This is a genomic window from Frigoribacterium sp. CFBP9030 (assembly GCF_034045195.1).
Lineage (GTDB): Bacteria > Actinomycetota > Actinomycetes > Actinomycetales > Microbacteriaceae > Frigoribacterium.
Map to the genome: position 1 here is coordinate 133,810 of NZ_JAXCWG010000002.1, position 17,463 is coordinate 151,272.

General features: G+C 71.3%; 18 protein-coding genes. 12 read left to right on the forward strand and 6 right to left on the reverse strand.

Annotated elements, in window-relative coordinates; translation table 11 throughout:
* Window positions 1-35 precede the first annotated feature (35 nt).
* Both SOM13_RS02800 and SOM13_RS02805 read left to right on the forward strand, forming a co-directional pair.
* On the forward strand, window positions 36-551 hold the full coding sequence (locus SOM13_RS02800) for a hypothetical protein (RefSeq protein ID WP_320478867.1): 516 nt from the start codon (window positions 36-38) through the stop codon (window positions 549-551).
* A 3-nt stretch (window positions 552-554) separates the two neighbouring features.
* Window positions 555-1,046, forward strand: a complete 492-nt coding sequence (locus tag SOM13_RS02805; RefSeq protein ID WP_320478868.1) for a hypothetical protein — start codon at window positions 555-557, stop codon at window positions 1,044-1,046.
* Here SOM13_RS02805 and SOM13_RS02810 read toward each other — a convergent pair.
* Window positions 1,012-1,563 (reverse strand): YbhB/YbcL family Raf kinase inhibitor-like protein, encoded by a 552-nt coding sequence (locus tag SOM13_RS02810; RefSeq protein ID WP_320478869.1) that lies wholly within the window; start codon window positions 1,561-1,563, stop codon window positions 1,012-1,014. The two genes, SOM13_RS02805 and SOM13_RS02810, sit on opposite strands and share 35 nt — an antisense overlap.
* Before the next feature lie 115 nt (window positions 1,564-1,678).
* The gene (locus SOM13_RS02815) at window positions 1,679-2,542 is read right to left on the reverse strand and encodes an aldo/keto reductase (RefSeq protein WP_192060468.1); all 864 of its coding nucleotides are present in this window, start codon (window positions 2,540-2,542) and stop codon (window positions 1,679-1,681) included.
* Between the two features lie 187 nt (window positions 2,543-2,729).
* Here SOM13_RS02815 and SOM13_RS02820 point away from each other — a divergent pair, with 187 nt between their 5' ends.
* The 3 genes from SOM13_RS02820 to SOM13_RS02830 are packed head-to-tail and all read left to right on the forward strand — an operon-like array spanning window position 2,730 to window position 5,079.
* Complete coding sequence (locus tag SOM13_RS02820; protein ID WP_320478870.1) at window positions 2,730-3,164, forward strand: PGPGW domain-containing protein; 435 nt, start codon at window positions 2,730-2,732, stop codon at window positions 3,162-3,164.
* A 46-nt stretch (window positions 3,165-3,210) separates the two neighbouring features.
* Entirely contained in the window at window positions 3,211-4,155 is a 945-nt protein-coding gene (locus SOM13_RS02825) for a DnaJ domain-containing protein (RefSeq protein WP_192060467.1), read from the forward strand.
* Window positions 4,156-4,185: 30 nt separating this feature from the next.
* A complete protein-coding gene (locus tag SOM13_RS02830; protein WP_320478871.1) occupies window positions 4,186-5,079 on the forward strand; it encodes an NUDIX domain-containing protein in 894 nt (297 codons plus the stop codon).
* 58 nt (window positions 5,080-5,137) lie between these two features.
* Here the strand turns inward: SOM13_RS02830 and SOM13_RS02835 are convergent, their stop codons facing one another.
* Entirely contained in the window at window positions 5,138-6,637 is a 1,500-nt protein-coding gene (locus SOM13_RS02835; protein ID WP_320478872.1) for a S1C family serine protease, read from the reverse strand.
* Window positions 6,638-6,868: 231 nt separating this feature from the next.
* On the opposite strand from SOM13_RS02835, the gene SOM13_RS02840 reads away from it, so the two are divergent.
* The 3 genes from SOM13_RS02840 to SOM13_RS02850 all read left to right on the forward strand — a co-directional run bounded on the left by SOM13_RS02840 (window position 6,869) and on the right by SOM13_RS02850 (window position 8,761).
* A complete protein-coding gene (locus SOM13_RS02840) occupies window positions 6,869-7,357 on the forward strand; it encodes an FHA domain-containing protein (protein ID WP_320478873.1) in 489 nt (162 codons plus the stop codon).
* Window positions 7,357-8,055 (forward strand): MerR family transcriptional regulator, encoded by a 699-nt coding sequence (locus SOM13_RS02845; RefSeq protein WP_192060464.1) that lies wholly within the window; start codon window positions 7,357-7,359, stop codon window positions 8,053-8,055. Before SOM13_RS02840 ends, SOM13_RS02845 begins: the two co-directional genes overlap by 1 nt.
* A 157-nt stretch (window positions 8,056-8,212) precedes the next feature.
* Entirely contained in the window at window positions 8,213-8,761 is a 549-nt protein-coding gene (locus tag SOM13_RS02850) for a MerR family transcriptional regulator (RefSeq protein ID WP_192060463.1), read from the forward strand.
* A 119-nt stretch (window positions 8,762-8,880) separates the two neighbouring features.
* Here SOM13_RS02850 and SOM13_RS02855 read toward each other — a convergent pair whose 3' ends face one another.
* Complete coding sequence (locus SOM13_RS02855) at window positions 8,881-9,693, reverse strand: ParA family protein (RefSeq protein ID WP_192060462.1); 813 nt, start codon at window positions 9,691-9,693, stop codon at window positions 8,881-8,883.
* A 93-nt stretch (window positions 9,694-9,786) separates the two neighbouring features.
* Between SOM13_RS02855 and SOM13_RS02860 the strand changes: the two genes are divergently transcribed.
* The gene (locus tag SOM13_RS02860) at window positions 9,787-10,284 is read left to right on the forward strand and encodes a peptide deformylase (RefSeq protein WP_192060461.1); all 498 of its coding nucleotides are present in this window, start codon (window positions 9,787-9,789) and stop codon (window positions 10,282-10,284) included.
* Between the two features lie 20 nt (window positions 10,285-10,304).
* Here SOM13_RS02860 and SOM13_RS02865 read toward each other — a convergent pair whose 3' ends face one another.
* Entirely contained in the window at window positions 10,305-12,143 is a 1,839-nt protein-coding gene (locus SOM13_RS02865; RefSeq protein ID WP_192060460.1) for an AMP-dependent synthetase/ligase, read from the reverse strand.
* Between the two features lie 102 nt (window positions 12,144-12,245).
* Between SOM13_RS02865 and SOM13_RS02870 the strand changes: the two genes are divergently transcribed.
* The 3 genes from SOM13_RS02870 to SOM13_RS02880 all read left to right on the forward strand — a co-directional run bounded on the left by SOM13_RS02870 (window position 12,246) and on the right by SOM13_RS02880 (window position 15,376).
* Window positions 12,246-13,196 (forward strand): ROK family glucokinase, encoded by a 951-nt coding sequence (locus SOM13_RS02870; protein ID WP_320478874.1) that lies wholly within the window; start codon window positions 12,246-12,248, stop codon window positions 13,194-13,196.
* 64 nt (window positions 13,197-13,260) lie between these two features.
* The gene (locus SOM13_RS02875) at window positions 13,261-13,950 is read left to right on the forward strand and encodes a lysophospholipid acyltransferase family protein (RefSeq protein ID WP_192060458.1); all 690 of its coding nucleotides are present in this window, start codon (window positions 13,261-13,263) and stop codon (window positions 13,948-13,950) included.
* Between the two features lie 55 nt (window positions 13,951-14,005).
* Window positions 14,006-15,376 carry a class II 3-deoxy-7-phosphoheptulonate synthase gene (locus tag SOM13_RS02880; protein WP_192060457.1) on the forward strand — a complete coding sequence of 457 codons (1,371 nt, stop codon included), beginning with the start codon at window positions 14,006-14,008 and terminating at the stop codon, window positions 15,374-15,376.
* A gap of 91 nt (window positions 15,377-15,467) precedes the next feature.
* Here the strand turns inward: SOM13_RS02880 and pknB are convergent, their stop codons facing one another.
* The gene (gene pknB / locus SOM13_RS02885) at window positions 15,468-17,441 is read right to left on the reverse strand and encodes a Stk1 family PASTA domain-containing Ser/Thr kinase (RefSeq protein ID WP_192060456.1); all 1,974 of its coding nucleotides are present in this window, start codon (window positions 17,439-17,441) and stop codon (window positions 15,468-15,470) included.
* Window positions 17,442-17,463: the final 22 nt, after the last annotated feature.

Here is a 17,463-nt window from a genome sequence, read left to right on the forward strand (position 1 = left end):
CATGCCGTCCTCCTGTGTCCTCCACAGCCCGGCCCGTGTCCTCCCCTCCCCATCCGGTCGACGTCGACCCTCTCCACAACCGCCCCGTCGCCCGCCTCGAAGCGGTCTCCGTGCTGGGCATCCTCGTTCCCATGACAGCTCTCGAGACGTATCCACCCACCCTCGCCCCTCTGCCCACCGACGAAGAGCTGGCCGACTTCGTCGACGACTTCTGCCTCGAGCCGTGCGACATGCGCGCGATCCTCTGGATGTACCTCGACGACGACGGCGTCCCTCTCGCGCCGCCGATCGCCGTCAGCGGATGCCCGGCCGTGCCGACCCGCGGCGAGGCGGAGCTCTACGCCACACGCATCGTCGAGGTCGCCGGGTGGGTCGAGGCCGCCTCGGTCCTGCTGGTCTGGCAGAACGACGACGAGTCTCTCTCGGCCTCGTTCGACGACCAGCGCTGGGCCCAGGCGATCCTCTCCTGCGTCGATCCCGGCGGCCTGACGATCCATCCACCGATGCGGCGGACTCCGACCGACGTGTCACGACTCGTCCTGGCGGGCTGAGGGGTGCGAGTCCGCGGCCCCGAGGTCCCCCTCGACCCCGACCCCGAGTACCTGCGGCTGCCCGCCCTCGCCCCCGACGCCGATCCCGACACGGCCGACGCGTACGCCGCCGAGCTCTGCGCCGAGGCCTGCGACCGCGAGGTCGTGCACGTCGTGTTCCTCGGCGAGGCCGGCGAGCAGCTCTCTCCGGCCGGTCGCCTGCACAACGCCCCGCGCCTGCCGCGGGCGGCCGAACTCGACCAGTTCGTCGACATGCTGCGGCACCAGGGGCTCCGCGTCCGGGCCCGCCAGGTGGTGCTGGTCTGGCAGACGCCGGACGACGACATCACCGACCGGCTCGGCGTCGAGACCTGGGCGCTGGGTCTCCTCGACCGGATGACCGGCGGCCCTCTGGCGCTCCGGGCCCTCTGGCACCGGACGCCCGAGGGCTACTTCGCCCTGGTCGACTCGGGTCTCGAGTTCACGACCCGGCCGGAACCTCGAACGTCGCGCTGATGACGGCCCGCCCCAGGGTGTGGAAGTGCAGGTTGAAGCCCAGGTAGGCGGGGCTGGCCGAGCCGTCGATCCCCAACGTCTCGACGTCGAGGGCGTGCACCGCCACGAAGTAGGTGTGCGGTCCGTGCCCGGCGGGCGGCGCGGCGCCGACGAAGCGGGCCATGCCGGCGTCGTTCCTCAGCTGGATGGCACCGTCGGGCAGACCGGACCCCTCGTCGTCGCCCGCACCCGAGGGGAGCGACGTGGTGCCCGCGGGGAGGTCCGCGACGGCCCAATGCCAGAAGCCCGATCCGGTCGGGGCGTAGGGGTCGTAGACCGTGACGGCGTAGCTCTTCGTGCCGTCGGGGGCGCCGCTCCAGCTCAGCTGCGGGCTGGCGTCGTCGCCCCCGGGGCCCATCAGGCCGCTGACCTGGGCCCGGCCGAGCTCACCGCCGTCGTGGACGTCGGTGCTCGTCAGGTCGAACGACGGCACCTCGGCGATGATGTCGTACGGGCGGTCGAAGTGGGACTCGGTCATGGTGCTCCTCGGGTCGGGTCGGGTCGGTTCTGGTCTGGTCGTTTCGTGGCGGTCGTCGTGTCCGCGGTGCGTCGAGACCGGCGCCGGCGGGATGCCGGCGCCGGTCTCCGGGGCATCAGGCCGCGTCGAGACGCTGGATCTCGTCGGCGGACAGCTTGATCGTCGGGGCCGTCGCGGAGTTCATGATCGTCTGCGGTCGGCGCGCGCCGGGGATGGGGATGACGAGCTCCGACTTCGCCAGCTCCCAGGCGAGCGTCAGCACCTGCGGGGTCACGCGGCGGGCGTTGGCGATCTCGGCGAAGACGGAGTGCTTCGCGCCGAGCTCCGCGGCGTCGGTGATGCCGCCGAGCGGGCTCCAGGGCAAGAACGCGATGCCGAGCTCGTCGCAGAGGGCCAGCTCCACCTCGCTCGACCGGAAGGCCGGCGAGTACTGGTTCTGCACCGAGACGAGGCGGTTGTCGAGCACCGTGTTCGCCTCGCGGATCTGCTCGACCGTGGCGTTCGAGATGCCCGCCATCCGGATGACGCCCTCGTCCAGCAGCTCGGCGAGCGCGCCGATCGAATCCGCGTACGGGACGGCCGGGTCGGGGCGGTGGAACTGATACAGCCCGATGGCGTCCACACCGAGGCGTTTCGCGGAGGCCTTGGCCGCCTCCTTCAGGTAGGCCGGGTCGCCGTTCTGCGCCCAGGCGCCCTCCGTCGGCCGCAGGTGACCGCCCTTGGTGGCGACGAGCACGTCCGACGTGTCGCCGTGGAACCCGGCCAGCGCCCGCGCGATCAGCTCCTCGTTGTGACCGACCTCGTGCGCGCCCGCCTGGTGGTACGCATCGGCGGTGTCGATCAGGGTGATGCCCTGCTCGAGCGCGGCGTGGATGGTGGCCACGGCCTGACGCTCGTCGGGGCGCCCCTCGATCGACAGGGGCATGGCGCCCAGTCCGACGGCGCTGACCGTCACGTCTCCGATGGTTCTCGTTCTCATGGGTCTCTCCTTCTCACCACGCGGCGTCCTCCGACGACACGCGGTGCCCGGGGACGCACCCCGTCCGTGCGGGGTGCATGTCGTGCATCCGTCCTGACTACGCCTCCCACCGCCCGACGGCACGCCACTCAGCCGCTTGGCAGTCGGCGCGGCGGTCCCTGCCAGGGCCGCGCCGTATGGTTTCGACATGATCTCCGACGCCTCGGGCGACCCGCGCCACTCGACGCCGATGGTCCGCGCGACCTCGTCGGAGTCCGACGGATCGGGCTCCGGCTCGTCGGGCTCCGGCTCGTCGGGCGGGGGCGGCCGGTTCCGCGCCTCCTACCGCCGGCAGCGGGCGCGTCTCGACGCGTTCCCCCGGCTCCGTTGGCTGTACAAGGTCGGGGTGGCCCTGGTCGGGCTGTTCGTCGTCGTGCTCGGTCTCGTCCTCGTGCCGCTGCCCGGTCCGGGCTGGCTGATCGTGTTCGTCGGCGTCGCCATCCTCGGCACCGAGTTCCCGCTCGCGCACCGCATCTCGCTCGCGCTGCGTCGTCTCGCGCACCGTCTCCTCCTGCGGTGGCGCGCGTGGCGTGCCGCTCGGGCCGCTCGCGGGGGCCGGTCGACGGGTCCGGCGACCCGCTGACCACCCGCATCGAGACGTTCAGCCGCCCCCCGGTATCCTCGTCGTCGTGACGCCCAGCCCCGCCTCCTCGACCCCGTACGAGGTGCTCGGCGTCCCGGCCGCCGCCTCCGACGACGACCTGCGTCGCGCCTACCGGCGTCTCGCCCGCGAGACCCACCCCGACCTCGGCGGCAGCGCCTCGGCCTTCCGATCCCTCCAGCTCGCGTGGGAGCAGATCGGCACCCCCGAGGCCAGGGCCGCCTACGACCGTCGGCGACCGTCGTCCTCCCCATCGGCCTCCTCCGCCCGCACGGCAGGCACCGCCCCCGGCTGGGCGCCGCCGTCGCGGGAGACCGCGCGCACCGACTCGAAGCCCCGGGCTCGCGTCCACGGGCACCCGGGCGGCGCCAACCGCGAGCGGTATCTCGGCCTCATGCGCGAGTGGGTCGGTCGGGGCGTCCCCCTCGACGACCCGTACGACGAGCGACTCGTCCGCACCGCGCCTCCTGAGATCCGGCACGTGCTCGCCGACGCCCTGGCGGAAGAGGCCACGGTGGCCACGGTCACCGACCTCGGCATCGCCTTCACGATCTGGAGCGACGTCGACGCCGGCGCCGAGGGCAAGCTCGACCACATCGTGCTCGGGCCCGCGGGTCTGTTCGCGATCCAGTCGTCCGACTGGGGCAGCGAGGTCTCGCTGACGAAGGGCGAGCTGGTCGGCGCGGGCATCCCCGAGCACGAGCATCCCGTCCGAGACCTCACTCGTCAGGCTCGGGCCGTGCGCCGCGACACCCGGGTCTCGTTCACGCATCAGCTGATCGTCGTGCCCGACGACGACTTCGCCGCCGCGCTCGAGCCGGCCGGTCGGGGTCGCCGCGGGGGCACGTTCGTGCTCCGCCGCTCGCTGCTGCCGCAGGTGCTGAGGCACGGGCCCGACCTGTCCGACCGCACGACGATCTCCGACGTCTTCGAGATCCGTGATCGTCTGCAGCAGACCGTCCGTTTCGTCTGACGCCGTGCGCGCATGTGGCAAGCTCGACCCGTGACCATCCACGGACCGGCCGACGGCTGGGTCGAGAGCCCTGACGGCCGACGATTCTGGGGCCGAGCGGGGGCTGCGGGTCTGCTCGCCATCGACGCCGACGACCGCGTCCTGCTGCAGCATCGTGCCGAGTGGAGCCACTTCGGCGGCACCTGGGGCCTGCCCGGCGGCGCCCGCCAGTTCGACGAGTCCGCGGTCGAGGGCGCGCTCCGCGAGAGCGGCGAGGAGGCCGCCGTCCCGGGGGAGTCCCTGCGGCTGCTCTTCGCCTCGGCGCTCGATCTCGGCTTCTGGTCGTACTCCACCATCGTCGCCCGCGTGGTGACTCCCTTCGACGCCGTCGTGGCCGACGCCGAGAGCCTCGAGCTCCGGTGGGTGCCCCGCGCCGAGATCGACGGCCTGTCGCTGCACCCCGGCTTCGCGACGTCCTGGCCGGGGCTCGCGGGCTATCTCGATCTCGACGTGCGCCTGGTCGTCGACGCGGCGAACGTCGTCGGCTCGCGACCCGACGGGTGGTGGCGCGATCGTGCGGGAGCGGCCACGCGCCTCCTCGGCGGCCTGGCTGCGGCGCAGACCGTCGGTCTGCCGGCGTCGCTGGTGCTCGACGAGTCGCCTCAGGGGCCCGGTGCGCCGACCTCGTGGTGGCCCGAGACGACCGTGGTGCTCGAGGGCGAGGCCCGGGCCGCCGAGTCGTCGGACGCCGCGATCGACGTCCTGCGCGCCCCCGGCGACGGCGACGGGGCCATCGTCGCCCACGTCGAGCAGCTGACGCAGCGGTCTCCGGAGGCGCGGGTCGTCGTGGTCACGGCCGACCGCGAGCTGGCCGGTCGCGTCGAGCGCCTCGGGGCGAGCGTCGTGGGTCCGAGGCGCCTCCTCGACGCTCTCGCCAGCGACTGACGCCGAGAGCCCGCCGCCGCCATGAGGGCGGTGACGGGCTCGTCGATGGTGCTGCGGCTCAGGCGGCGGGGCCGTCGCCGAGGGTGACCGTGGCGGTGTGCGAGGCGCCGGCGGCGTCGGTCCAGGCGAGCGAGACGCTGTCGCCCGACTCGTGGGCCTGCACGGCCGCGGTGAGAGCCGACGCGTCGGCGACGGGGGTGCCGTCGAGCGCGGTGATCGTGTCGCCGGCGACGAGGCCCGCCGACTCCGCGGCGCTGCCCGCGACGGTTCCGGCGATGGGCACACCGGTCGTGGCGGCGCCCGTCGCGGTCTGCGAGATCTGCGCGCCGAGGAACGGCGGCAGGCCGATCCGGATCGTGTCGCTGCCGTTCCCGGCGACGATCTGCTTGGCGATGCTCAGCGCGTCGTCGATGGGGATGGCGTAGCCCGTGATCGGGGTGGTGCCCGAGGAGGCGGCCGTCACGATCCCGACGACGTCGCCGTCAGCATCGCGCAGCGGCCCGCCGGAGTCGCCGGACACGACGTCGGACTGGATCTCGATCAGGCCCGAGAGCGACTCGCCGCCGGTGCCCGTCTCGCTCTGCACCTGGATCGACTGGTCGGTGGCGAGCACGCTTCCCGCCGCGGTCACGAGGTCGCCCGTGCCCTCGGCGTTGCCCGTGGAGTGCACGGCGTCGTCGACCGACACGGAGTCGGAGTCGCCGAACGACACGGGGGTGAGCCCCGAGGCGTCCTGCAGCTGCAGGACGGCGACGTCGTTCGTGGCGTCGGTCCCCACGACGTCGGCGGTGTACGAGCGCCCGGTCGTCTCGTCGGTCACCTCGATGCTCGTGGCGCCCTGCACGACGTGGTTGTTCGTCAGGATGAGCCCGTCGGCGTCGAGGATCATGCCGGTGCCCGCCGACTTGTACGAGTCGTCGTAGTTCAGGGTGGAGACGATCGTCACCACGCCGGCCGTCTCGTCCGACGTGGCTGCGGTGGCGCTCGACTCGGCGCCGCCCGAGGAGCCCTGCGTGCCGCCCTGCGCTCCGTCGCCGGTGCCGCCCTGCGTCCCGCCGCTGCCCCGGCCGTCTCCGAACGGGGACGTGCCCGTCCCGCCCTCGGGCGACGTGTACTGCGGGGCGAGCTCGATCGACTGCTGCTGCGACGCCGCCTGGGCCGCCGCGATGCCGGCGGTGTGCCCGATGGCGTAGGCCGCGCCTCCCGCCCCGCCGGCGCCGAGCACGAGGGCCGCGGCCGCGCCGGTCAGCAGCATCCAGCGCTTCGGGCGGCGGGTCTCCCGAGGGCGTGCGAACGCGGCGGGGACCGACTCCGTCCCGGAGGCGGTGGTCGGGCCCGCGGCCGAGCTCGCGTCGTACGACTGGTGGGCCGTGTCGTGCGCGCCCGTCGACGACGGCGCGTTCACGTAGCGTGCGTCCGACGATCCGGTGACGTGGGGCAGCCTGCGGGCGTCCGCCGGGGCTGTCGGCGTCGGCGCCGGCGTCGTCGTCGCGTCGTCGGTGGGGCGTCCGGGTGCGCCGTCGGTTCCGTCGGTCGTGTCGCTCTCGTGGTCGTTCATGGGGTGCCTCCAGATGCGGTGGTGGTGCGGTGAGACAAGAGAAGCTCCCGTTCCCATGGAATCCCTATGACCCACCTCGGAGGCCGTGGGGAGTTCCGTGAGGACCTGCCCAGGAGGCGCGGGCCGGTCCGTCTCCAGGATGACGCCGTCCTCCGCGAGAGCCGTTCCGCCTCCGACGTTGCGGACGAGGTCCCGACTTCCGATACGCTGGGAGGCCGAAGGAGGTCCACGATGGCAGAGCACGCCAATCAGGTACCCGGCGAGCACCCCGGTGCTCAGGGCGCCCATCGCGAGGTCGACACCACCCTGAGTTTCAACGAGGAGTTCCAGGCGCAGCTGGCGGCCCTCGAGGGTGGCGTCTCGACCGACGAGCGTGATGCCGTCGCGGCGCTCCCGTCCGGCTCGGCGCTGCTGGTCGTCCGTCGCGGCCCGAACATCGGCGCGCGCTTCCTCCTCGACTCGGATGTCACCGTGGCCGGTCGCCACCCCGATGCCGGCATCTTCCTCGACGACGTCACGGTCAGTCGGAAGCACGCCGAGTTCCGTCGCCAGGGCACCTCCTTCAGCGTCGCCGACCTCGGTTCGCTGAACGGCACCTACTTCGACGGCGTCCGCATCGACGAGGCCCTGCTGAGCGACGGTGCCGAGGTGCAGGTCGGCAAGTTCCGTCTGACGTTCTACGCATCGCGCGTCGACCTGGCGCACCTGGCGATCCAGTAGTGCCCCGACCCGCCGCCGCTCGGTCGCCGCAGACCGGACAGACGGATCTCCTCACCATCGGGCAGGTGCTGTCGCGACTCAAGCCGGAGTTCCCCGATCTCAGCAACAGCAAGCTGCGATTCCTCGAAGAGCGAGAGCTCGTCACCCCGGTGCGGACCCCATCCGGCTACCGCAAGTTCTCACCTGCCGATGTCGAGCGTCTCCGCTTCATCCTCGGCCTCCAGCGCGACCACTACCTCCCGCTCAAAGTCATCCGGCAGCACCTGGCCGACCTCGACGCCGGTCGTCCTACCGCACTGCCCCCGGGGGCCGGCGGCGTGTCGCTGGTCACGTCCCCTCGGCGACTCTCGCGAGACGAGCTCATCGCCCGCACCGGGGCGACCCCTGCGCTCCTCGACGACGCGGTCGCCGCGTCGCTGATCCCTGCCGTCGAGCACCACGGCGACGAGTCCGTGACCGTCCTCGCCGCCCTCGTCGAGCTGCGGAAGACCGGTATCGAGCCCCGGCACCTCCGCACCGTCCGGGTCGCCGCAGAACGCGAGCTCGATCTGATCGAGTCGGCCGTCGCCTCGGTGGCCCGGCGTCGCGACGCCGCGGGTCGAGCCCGCGTGGCCGAGCTGTCGCGCGAGCTCGCCGAGCAGCTGGACGTCGTCCGCCGCTCCCTCGTCCGGTCGGCCCTCGACCGTCTCGACACGTAGACGCGCGGCCGCGCGGCGAATATCCTCGACACGCCGAGGTCTCCACGCGAATGTCGCCTGGTCGAGGTTCCCATGTGGGTACCGTGGGTCCAGGTCAAACCATCAACCCGACGTTGAACGTTCCGGGTCTGGGCAGAACACAGCGGAAGGCAACGGCATGAGTGAGTCAGGTTCCCCCGAGGGGTCCCGCTACGAGCTGGGGCTGCTGTTCACCGACGGGATGCCCGACCTCGACGCCGACAGCGGCTACCGGGGCACCGTCGCCGCCCGAGCCGCGGGCATCAGCTATCGCCAGCTCGACTACTGGGCCCGTACAGGGCTGGTCGAGCCGACCATCCGCAGCGCGGCGGGGTCCGGCTCCCAGCGGCTCTACGGCTTCCGCGACATCCTCGTCCTCAAGCTCGTCAAGCGACTGCTCGACACCGGCATCTCCCTCCAGCAGATCCGCACCGCGGTCAACCAGCTCCGTGAGTCCGGTGTCAGCGACCTGGCCCAGACGACGCTGATGTCCGACGGTGCGAGCGTCTACCTGTGCACCTCCGACGACGAGGTCATCGACCTCGTGAGCCGCGGCCAGGGCGTCTTCGGCATCGCCGTCGGCAAGGTGCTGCGCGAGGTCGAGACCAGCCTGGTCGAGCTCGACAGCACGCCGGCCGCCGACCCGTCCGACGAGCTCGCGGCCCGTCGCGACTCCCGCGCCAGCTGACCCACCGGGCGCCGGTGCGTCGTCCGAGACCGACGTACCCGGACAGATGACGAGAAGAGCCCCCACCGGCTGGTGGGGGCTCTTCTCGTGTCAGCGGTGGGCGCCGCCGGCTGCGACGATCAGCGGGTCGCGGGCTCGGCGTAGTCGCCGATCTTGGCCGTCCGCATGATGCGCTCGAGCAGCTGATCGAAGTTCCGCGCCATCTCCTGGGCGCTCTCGCCGGGCCAGACGTGCAGCGGCTTGGCCGCACCCTGCGCCTGCTGCAACGACGTGCGCTCGGGCAGCTGCGGGCTGAGGACGAGCGGGCCGAACATGTCGCGGAGCTCCTTGATGCGGAACTGGTGCTCGATCGACTGCACCCGGGCGCGGTTCACGATGATCCCGAGGGGCTGGAGGCGCGGCGAGAGACCTCGACGGATCTCCTCGATGGCACGGAGCGCGCGGTCGGCCGCGGCGACGCTGAAGAGGCCGGGCTCGGTCACGACCGTGACACGGTCGGAGGCCGCCCATGCCGTGCGGGTGAGCGCGTTGAGCGAGGGTGCGCAGTCGATCAGGACGAGGTCGTAATCGGCCTCGACGTTGGCCAGCGCCTCCTCGAGCTTCCAGATGTCGCGGATCGACGGGTGCGGGCCGTCGAAGTTGATGGCGGACGGGCTGCCGATCATGACGTCGACCTTGCCCTGGCTGCCCTTCGTCCAACCGCTCGGCGCGATGGCCGCTCGGACGGTCTTCTCCTTCGGCGAGGCCAGGACGTCGGCCACGTTGAGGTGGCCGGCCACGGTGATGTCGAGACCGGTCGAGACGTCCGACTGCGGATCGAGGTCGACGACGAGGGTTCTGAGGCCTTTGGCGAAGGCGGCCGACGTGAGTCCGAGCGTCACCGTCGTCTTGCCGACGCCCCCCTTGAGAGAGCTGACGCTGAGTACATGCACGAGCCACACGATACCTTCACTACTGTTGAAGCACCTAAAAGCCACGTCGGCGACCTCGATTCCCCTGCCACTCCCACCTTGGAGGTGCACGCCGTGAGCGTGAGATCCATCCGTCTGTTCGGCGACCCGGTCCTCCGGTCGCCCTCCGATCCCGTGACGATCGGCGACCCGCGGCTCGCGTCGCTCGTCGCAGACCTGCTCGACACCGTCCGCGAGCCGGGCCGTGCCGGTGTGGCGGCGGCGCAGATCGGCGTCAACCTCCGGGCGTTCAGCTACAACGTCGACGGCGACGTCGGCTACGTGCTGAACCCCGTGCTGGTCGAGACGTCGGGTGAGCGCGAGCTCGTCGACGAGGGGTGCCTCTCGGTGCCCGGGTTCTGGTTCCCGACTCCGCGCTGGTCGTACGCCCGGGTCGAGGGCGTGGACCTCGACGGCGAGCCGGTCGTGCTCGAGGGCACCGGTTTGATGGCCCAGGCCCTGCAGCACGAGACGGATCACCTGGACGGCACGCTCTACGTCATGACCCTCGAGCCGGCCACGCGACGCGAGGCTCTGCGGGAGATCCGCATGAGCGACTGGTGGAGAGCCTGATCGACGACCGGGCGCCCGACTCAGCGCTTCGGCTCGGTGACCGTCCGCACCGAGTCGGTGCTGGGGTACACCGTGTAGAGGTCCGCGATCTGCGGCGCGAAGTCCTTGACGATGACGGCGCGCTTGATGCTCATCTTCGGCGTCAGATGGCCGCTCTGCTCCGTGAACTCGGTGGGGAGCACGATGAACTTGCGGATCGACTCGGCGCGGGAGACCGCGGTGTTCGCCTCGTCGACGGCCCGTTGGATCTCCGCGATCACGGCGGGATGCTCCGCCGCCTCGGCGAGCGGCATGTCGGCGGCCTCACCGGCGTTGTTCAACCACACGGGCAGCATCTCGGTGTCGAGCGTCACCAGCGCCGAGATGAACGGCTTCTGGTCTCCGACCACGACGACCTGAGCGACGAGGGGGTTGGCGCGAATAGGGTCCTCGAGCACGGCCGGTGCGACGTTCTTGCCACCGGCCGTCACGATGATCTCCTTCTTGCGGCCGGTGATCGTGAGATAGCCGTCGGCGTCGAGGGAGCCGAGGTCCCCGGTGCGGAACCAGCCGTCCGACAGGACCTCGGCAGTGCCTTCGGGGTCGTTCCAGTAGCCGGCGAAGACGTTCTCGCCCTTCACGGAGATCTCACCGTCGTCGTCCGTGCGGATCGAGACGCCGGGCAGCGCGGGGCCGACCGTGCCGATCTTGAACTTCGAGACGAGATTGACCGATGCCGGCGCGGTGGTCTCGGTGAGTCCGTACCCCTCGAGGATCCGGATGTCGAGACTGCGGAAGAAGTGTCCGAGCCTCGTGCCGAGCGGCGCGGAGCCCGACACGGCGTACCGGATGTTCCCGCCCATGGCCTTCTTCAGCTTGCTGTAGACGAGTCGGTCGAACAGGGCGAAGCGCAGCTTCAGCCCCAGGGGCACGGCGCCCTCGTCGAGCGCCTTGCTGTGGGCGATGGCGACCGCGACGGCACGACGGAAGATGGCGCCCTTGCCGCCGGCCTCGGCCTTCTGCTCGGCGGAGTTGTAGACCTTCTCGAACACGCGGGGGACCGCCAGCAGGAACGACGGCTTGAACGACGCGAGAGACGGCAGCAGCTGCTTCGTGTCAGCCTGGTGACCGACCCTGACACCGGCATGGACGGACATCACGGCGATGAAGCGCGCGAAGACGTGCGCGGTGGTGATGAAGAGGAGCGTCGACGACCCCGGTGCGACGACGTCGGACATGGCGTGCGCGGCGTTGCGGCTCGTCTCGACGAAGTTCGCGTGCGTGAGCATGCAGCCCCGCGGCCGCCCGGTGGTGCCGGAGGTGTAGATGATGGTCGCGAGATCGCTCGGCCCGGCGGCGGACCGGCGGCGCTCGAGCTCGTCGTCGGCGACGTCGACTCCTGCGGCCGCGAGCTTGTCGAGATCTCCGAGATCGATCTGCCAGACGTGGGCGACCTCGGGCAGCTCGGGGTGGACCTCGTCGAAACGGGCGAAGTGGTCGGCCGTCTCGAGGATGAGCGCGACGGCCCCCGAGTCGCTCAGGTTCCAATGCACCTGGGCAGGCGACGAGGTCTCGTACACCGGTACGAGCAGGGCTCCGGCGAACCAGGTGGCGAAGTCGACGAGAGTCCACTCGTAGCGGGTCCGGCACATGAGCCCGACGGCGTCGCCGGGGCGGATGCCCGAGGCGATCAGACCCTTGGCGAGGGCGCGGACCTGGGCGAGGAACTCCGCGGCCGTGACGTCCGACCAGCCTCCGACGCCGTCGGGGACGGCGAACAGTGCTGCGTCGGGCGTGGCCTCGGCGCGATCGATCAAGAGGTCGGTCGCGTTGGCGTTCACGTCGGGCTCCAGGGCGAGGGGGACGGTGTGTTCGTTCACGGCAGCTCCTTCGGTACCGAACGATGGTCCCCACACCCTAGCGGGGAGCCCGTCGGAGCGGGATGCCTGGCCGAGCGGGGGCCGGGGATAGACTCGATCCTCGTGCAGGCAATCGGAATCGACATCGGTGGAACGAAGATCGCGGGTGGCGTCGTCACCGAGCTGGGCGAGATCGTCGCCGAGAGGCGGGTGCCGACGCCGGCGGGCGACTCGAAGGCCATCGTCGACGCCGTCGTCGAGATGATCACGTCGCTGCAGTCCGAGCACGGCGACGTCGTCGCCGCGGGCGTGGCCGCCCCCGGATTCATCGACGCGGCCCAGTCGACCGTCTACTACACGCCGAACATCGCGTGGCGGAACGAGCCCCTCCGGGCGCTGCTGTCCGAGCGCCTCGACCTGCACATCACGATCGACAACGACGCGAACGCCGCAGGCTGGGCCGAGTTCCGCTTCGGCGCAGGGCGACTCGCGAGCGACATGACCATGCTCACCATCGGCACGGGCGTCGGCGGGGCGATCGTCGCTCAAGACCGCCTCCTGCGCGGTGGCTTCGGCACGGGCGGCGAGCTCGGTCACCTGCGCGTGGTCCCCGACGGACTCCCGTGCGGCTGCGGTGCCCGCGGGTGCATCGAGCAGTACGGCTCGGGCCGGGCGCTCCTCCGCATGGCCGGCGAGGTCGCCGACCGCCCCGGTGCCGGCGCCGCTCTGGCAGCGGTCCGCGAGTCCCGGGGCGAGCTGACCGGTCACGACGTCGGCGAGCTCCTCAAGGAGGGCGATCCGGGGGCGGTCGAGGCGCTCCGCGAGCTGGGCGGCTGGCTGGGTCAGGCCGCCGCCTCCCTGTCCGTCGTCCTCGATCCCCAGGTCTTCGTCTTCGGCGGCGGCGTCGCCCAGTCGGGGGAGCTGCTGCTCGCTCCCGTCCGCGAGGCGTACCTCGCGCACCTCCCGGCGCGGGGCTATCACCCCGAGCCCAACTTCGTCATCGCCGAGCTCGTCAACGACGCCGGCGTCGTCGGCGCCGCCGACCTCGCCCGGCTGCACGCCACCGGGCTCTGATCCGAACCGGTCGCTCCGCGATCGGAACCGCCCACCGCACCATCGTCCGACGAGAGATGCATCGATGCTCTACTGGTTCCTGAAGACACTCATCGCGACACCCCTGGTGCTCTCGGTGTTCCGGCCCTGGGTCCGGGGTGCCGAGCACGTGCCCGAGACGGGCGCGGTGATCTTCGCCAGCAACCACCTCTCGTTCGTCGACTCGATCTTCCTGCCCATCGCCCTCGACCGACGCATCTCGTTCCTCGCCAAGAGCGACTACTTCACCGGCAAGGGCGTCAAGGGCTGGGCCATGCGGCTGTTCTTCACGGCGACGGGTCAGCTGTCCATCGACCGTTCGGGCGGCAAGGCGTCGGAGGCGTCGTTGGCCACCGGTCTCTCGGTGCTGAGCCGCGGCGAGCAGCTCGGCATCTACCCCGAGGGCACGCGCAGCCCCGACGGTCGCCTCTACCGCGGTCGCACCGGTGTGGCCCGGATGATCCTCGAGGGCCACGTGCCCGTCATCCCCGTGGCGATGATCGACACCGAGAAGGTCATGAAGACGGGCACGAAGATCCCCAAGATCCGTCGGGTCGGCGTGGTCTTCGGCGAGCCCCTGGACTTCAGCCGCTTCGAGGGCATGGAGGGCGACCGGTTCATCCTCCGCTCCATCACCGACGAGATCATGTACGAGCTCAACGCCCTGAGCGGTCAGGAGTACGCCGACGTGTACGCCTCCAGCGTCAAAGAGAAGCGCTCGGGGTCTTCGCGGTAGGCTCGCTCGTCGGGGTCGTTCGACCCCGAGCCCGCTTACGCTCGCAAGGAAGACCGTGACCCAGCCCAGAGAACCGTTCGCCACGTCCGACACCGACGTCGTCGAGGGTCTCGACTATTGGCGCACCCTTCCCATCAAGCAGCAGCCGTCGTGGCCCGACGCCGCGGCGGTCGAGGCGGCCTCCGCCGAGATCGCCACCCTGCCGCCGCTCGTCTTCGCGGGCGAGGTAGACACCCTCCGGTCCAGGCTCGCTTCGGCGGCTCGCGGCGAGGCGTTCCTCCTCCAGGGGGGCGACTGCGCCGAGACCTTCGCAGGGGCCACCGCCGACCAGATCCGCGACCGGGTGAAGACCATCCTCCAGATGGCGGTCGTCCTCACCTACGGCGCCTCGATGCCCGTGATCAAGATGGGCCGGATGGCCGGTCAGTTCGCGAAGCCCCGCTCCAGCGACGACGAGACGCGCGACGGCGTGACCCTCCCGGCCTACCGCGGCGACATCGTCAACGGCTACGACTTCACCCCCGAGTCGCGTCGGGCTGATCCGGCTCGACTGGTCAAGGGCTACCACACCTCGGCGTCGACGATAAACCTCATCCGAGCCTTCACCCAGGGCGGCTTCGCCGATCTCCGTCAGGTCCACAGCTGGAACCGGGGCTTCGCGGCCAATCCCGCGAACGCCGCGTACGAGCACCTGGCGAAGGAGATCGACAAGGCCATCCGGTTCATGGAGGCCGCCGGGGCCGACTTCGACGAGCTCAAGCGCGTCGAGTTCTACACCAGCCACGAGGGGCTGCTGATGGACTACGAGCGCCCCATGACACGGATCGACTCCCGCACGGGCGACCCGTACCTCCTGTCGTCGCACTTCGTCTGGATCGGCGAGCGCACCCGCGACCTCGACGGCGCCCACGTCGACTTCCTGTCGCGCGTCCGCAACCCGATCGGGGTCAAGCTCGGGCCGAGCACGACCCCCGACGACATGATGCGCCTGATCGACAAGCTCGACCCCGAGCGCGAGCCCGGTCGTCTGACCTTCATCACCCGCATGGGGGCGAAGAAGATCCGCGACGCCCTGCCGCCGCTGCTCGAGGCGATCACGCGGGCCGATGCGACTCCGCTCTGGGTCAGCGACCCGATGCACGGCAACGGTCTCACCACGCCGACGGGCTACAAGACCCGTCGCTTCGACGAGATCATGGACGAGGTCAAGGGCTTCTTCGAGGCGCACCGCGCCGCGGGCACGCACCCGGGCGGCATCCACATCGAGCTGACCGGCGACGACGTGACGGAGTGCCTCGGCGGCTCCGAGCACATCGACGAGGCCACCTTGGCGACGCGGTACGAGTCGCTCTGCGACCCGCGCCTCAACCACATGCAGTCGCTCGAGCTGGCGTTCCTCGTGGCGGAGGAGCTCGCGGCGAACTGACCCGCACCTCCTCGTCGCCTCGGGCCCCTGTCGATTCCCGGCAGGGGCCCGTCGTCGATTCAGGAGGCGCGGGTCGCGTCGCCGAGGAGTCTCACTCGACCCGGTAGCTGAGCCTGATCGTCGACCCTGCGGCCACGACGCTCCCGGGTGCCGGGTCGGTGGCGGTGACGGGCAGCGAGGCCTTCCAGTCGTAGAAGGCGCAGGTGAAGTTGAGGCAGTCGTCGAAGTCGGCGAAGAGGCCGAGGGCCTCGAGCTGCGCGGTGGCGTCGTCGATGGTCTGACCGGTGACGTCGGGGACGGTGACCGGAGCCGGGCCGTCCGAGACGATCAGGTCGATGGTGTCACCGGGTGTGACCGGACCCTGCTCCGTCGGCTGAGCGCGGATGACCGACCCGGCCTCCATCTCGCCGCTGTACTCGCTGCCCGACTGCGTGCCGACGAGACCGGCCCCGGTCAGCTCGGACTGGGCGTCTTCCAGGGTCTGGCCGACGACGTCGGGCACGGGGCCGAGCGACACGGTCAGCGTGATCGGCTGCTGTTCGCCGTACTCGGCTCCAGCCGACAGGCCGACCGCGTTCCCGTCCCCGCCGACGCCGGCGATGCCGATCACTGTCCCCTCGTCTTTGGCGTCGAACTGGCGGACGGGCTCCTCGACGGAGAAGTCGGACAGAGCCGCCCGGGCCGCGTCGAGGGTGGCGCCGAGCACCTCCGGGATCGCGATCTGCCGGGGGCCCTGCGACACCACGAGGGTCACCGTCGACCCCTTCTGCAGGGCGGTGCTCGCCTGCGGGTCCGTGGCGGTGACCTGGCCGGCCGGCACCACGGGGGAGAAGTCGCTGCGGTTGTCGGGGGCCACCGTGAAGCCCTCGTCGATGAGCTGCGCGGCGGCGGCCGCCGGGTCCTGCCCCGAGACATCGGGAACCTGGGCCTGAGCGCCGGGGCCGGAGCCGAAGTACCAACCCGCGCCGCCGGCGAGCAGCGCGAGCACCACCACGACGACGAGCCAGATCGCCCCGCGCCGGTGTCGACGGGCGGCGAGAGCCTGCAGGCGGTCGGCGTTGCCGTCTTCGGTGGCGGGGCCGACCGGTCCGGTCCGGTGGCGGGCTCTGGGCACGACCTCCGTGTCGCCCGTCGCGCCCGCCGCCGAGAAGCCCGGCAGCACCGCCGTCGCCGCGGCGGAGGGGAGGACCATCGTGCGGTTCGGCGGGGGACCGGAGGGGTCGGCCAGCGCGCGCTGGACGTCGAGCAGCTGGTCGAGCAGCGCCCGCGCGTCGCGGGGACGGTGCTCGGGGTCGCGAGCCGTGGCCCAGAGCACGAGCTCGTCCAGTTCGACGGGCACCGACGGGTTCACGATGCCGGGAGCCGGAACGGTGTCGTTGGCGTGCTGGTAGGCGATCTGCATGGGCTGGTCGCCCTTGTACGGCTGCTCGCCCGTCAGCATCTCGTAGAGCATGATGCCGAGGGCGTAGATGTCGCTGCGCGTGTCGGCGATGCCCCGGGTCACGAGTTCGGGCGAGAGATAGGCGATGGTGCCGAGCAGGGCGGCCCCGGTCGCCGTGTTGGCCGTCGCCGCCCGGGCCAGCCCGAAGTCGCCGATCTTGATGCGGCCATCGTCGGCGAGCAGGACGTTCTCGGGCTTGAGGTCGCGGTGCACGATGCCCGCGCGGTGCGCGGCCGCGAGACCTGCCAGCACGGCTTCCATGATGTCCATCGCCTGCTCGGGGGTGAGGACCTTGTGGTCCTGCAGCAGCTCCCGGAGGGTGATGCCCGGCAGGTACTCCATCACCAGGTAGGCGGAGTCGTCGTCCTGGCCCTGGTCGAAGACGTTGACGACGTTCGGGTGCGCCAGGCGTGCCGCCGAGCGCGCCTCCTGGATGAAGCGCTCCTTGAACGAGGCGTCGTCGGCGAGGTGGCCGTGCATGATCTTGATCGCGACGCGGCGCTCGAGTCGGAGGTCGGTCGCGAGGTAGACGGTGGCCATCCCGCCACGCGCGATCCGTGAACGGACCTGGTACCGATCGTCGATGAGCCGGCCGATCATCGGGTCAGTCTGGTTCACGCTCACGGCGCCGATTTTACGGTGCTAC

Coding starts and splice junctions, on each gene's coding strand:
- SOM13_RS02875 (WP_192060458.1), top strand. CDS start 13,261: ATGCTCTACTGGTTCCTGAAGACACTCATCGCGACACCCCTGGTGCTC.
- SOM13_RS02835 (WP_320478872.1), bottom strand. CDS start 6,637: ATGAACGACCACGAGAGCGACACGACCGACGGAACCGACGGCGCACCC.
- SOM13_RS02820 (WP_320478870.1), top strand. CDS start 2,730: ATGATCTCCGACGCCTCGGGCGACCCGCGCCACTCGACGCCGATGGTC.
- SOM13_RS02850 (WP_192060463.1), top strand. CDS start 8,213: ATGAGTGAGTCAGGTTCCCCCGAGGGGTCCCGCTACGAGCTGGGGCTG.
- SOM13_RS02815 (WP_192060468.1), bottom strand. CDS start 2,542: ATGAGAACGAGAACCATCGGAGACGTGACGGTCAGCGCCGTCGGACTG.
- SOM13_RS02810 (WP_320478869.1), bottom strand. CDS start 1,563: ATGACCGAGTCCCACTTCGACCGCCCGTACGACATCATCGCCGAGGTG.
- SOM13_RS02840 (WP_320478873.1), top strand. CDS start 6,869: ATGGCAGAGCACGCCAATCAGGTACCCGGCGAGCACCCCGGTGCTCAG.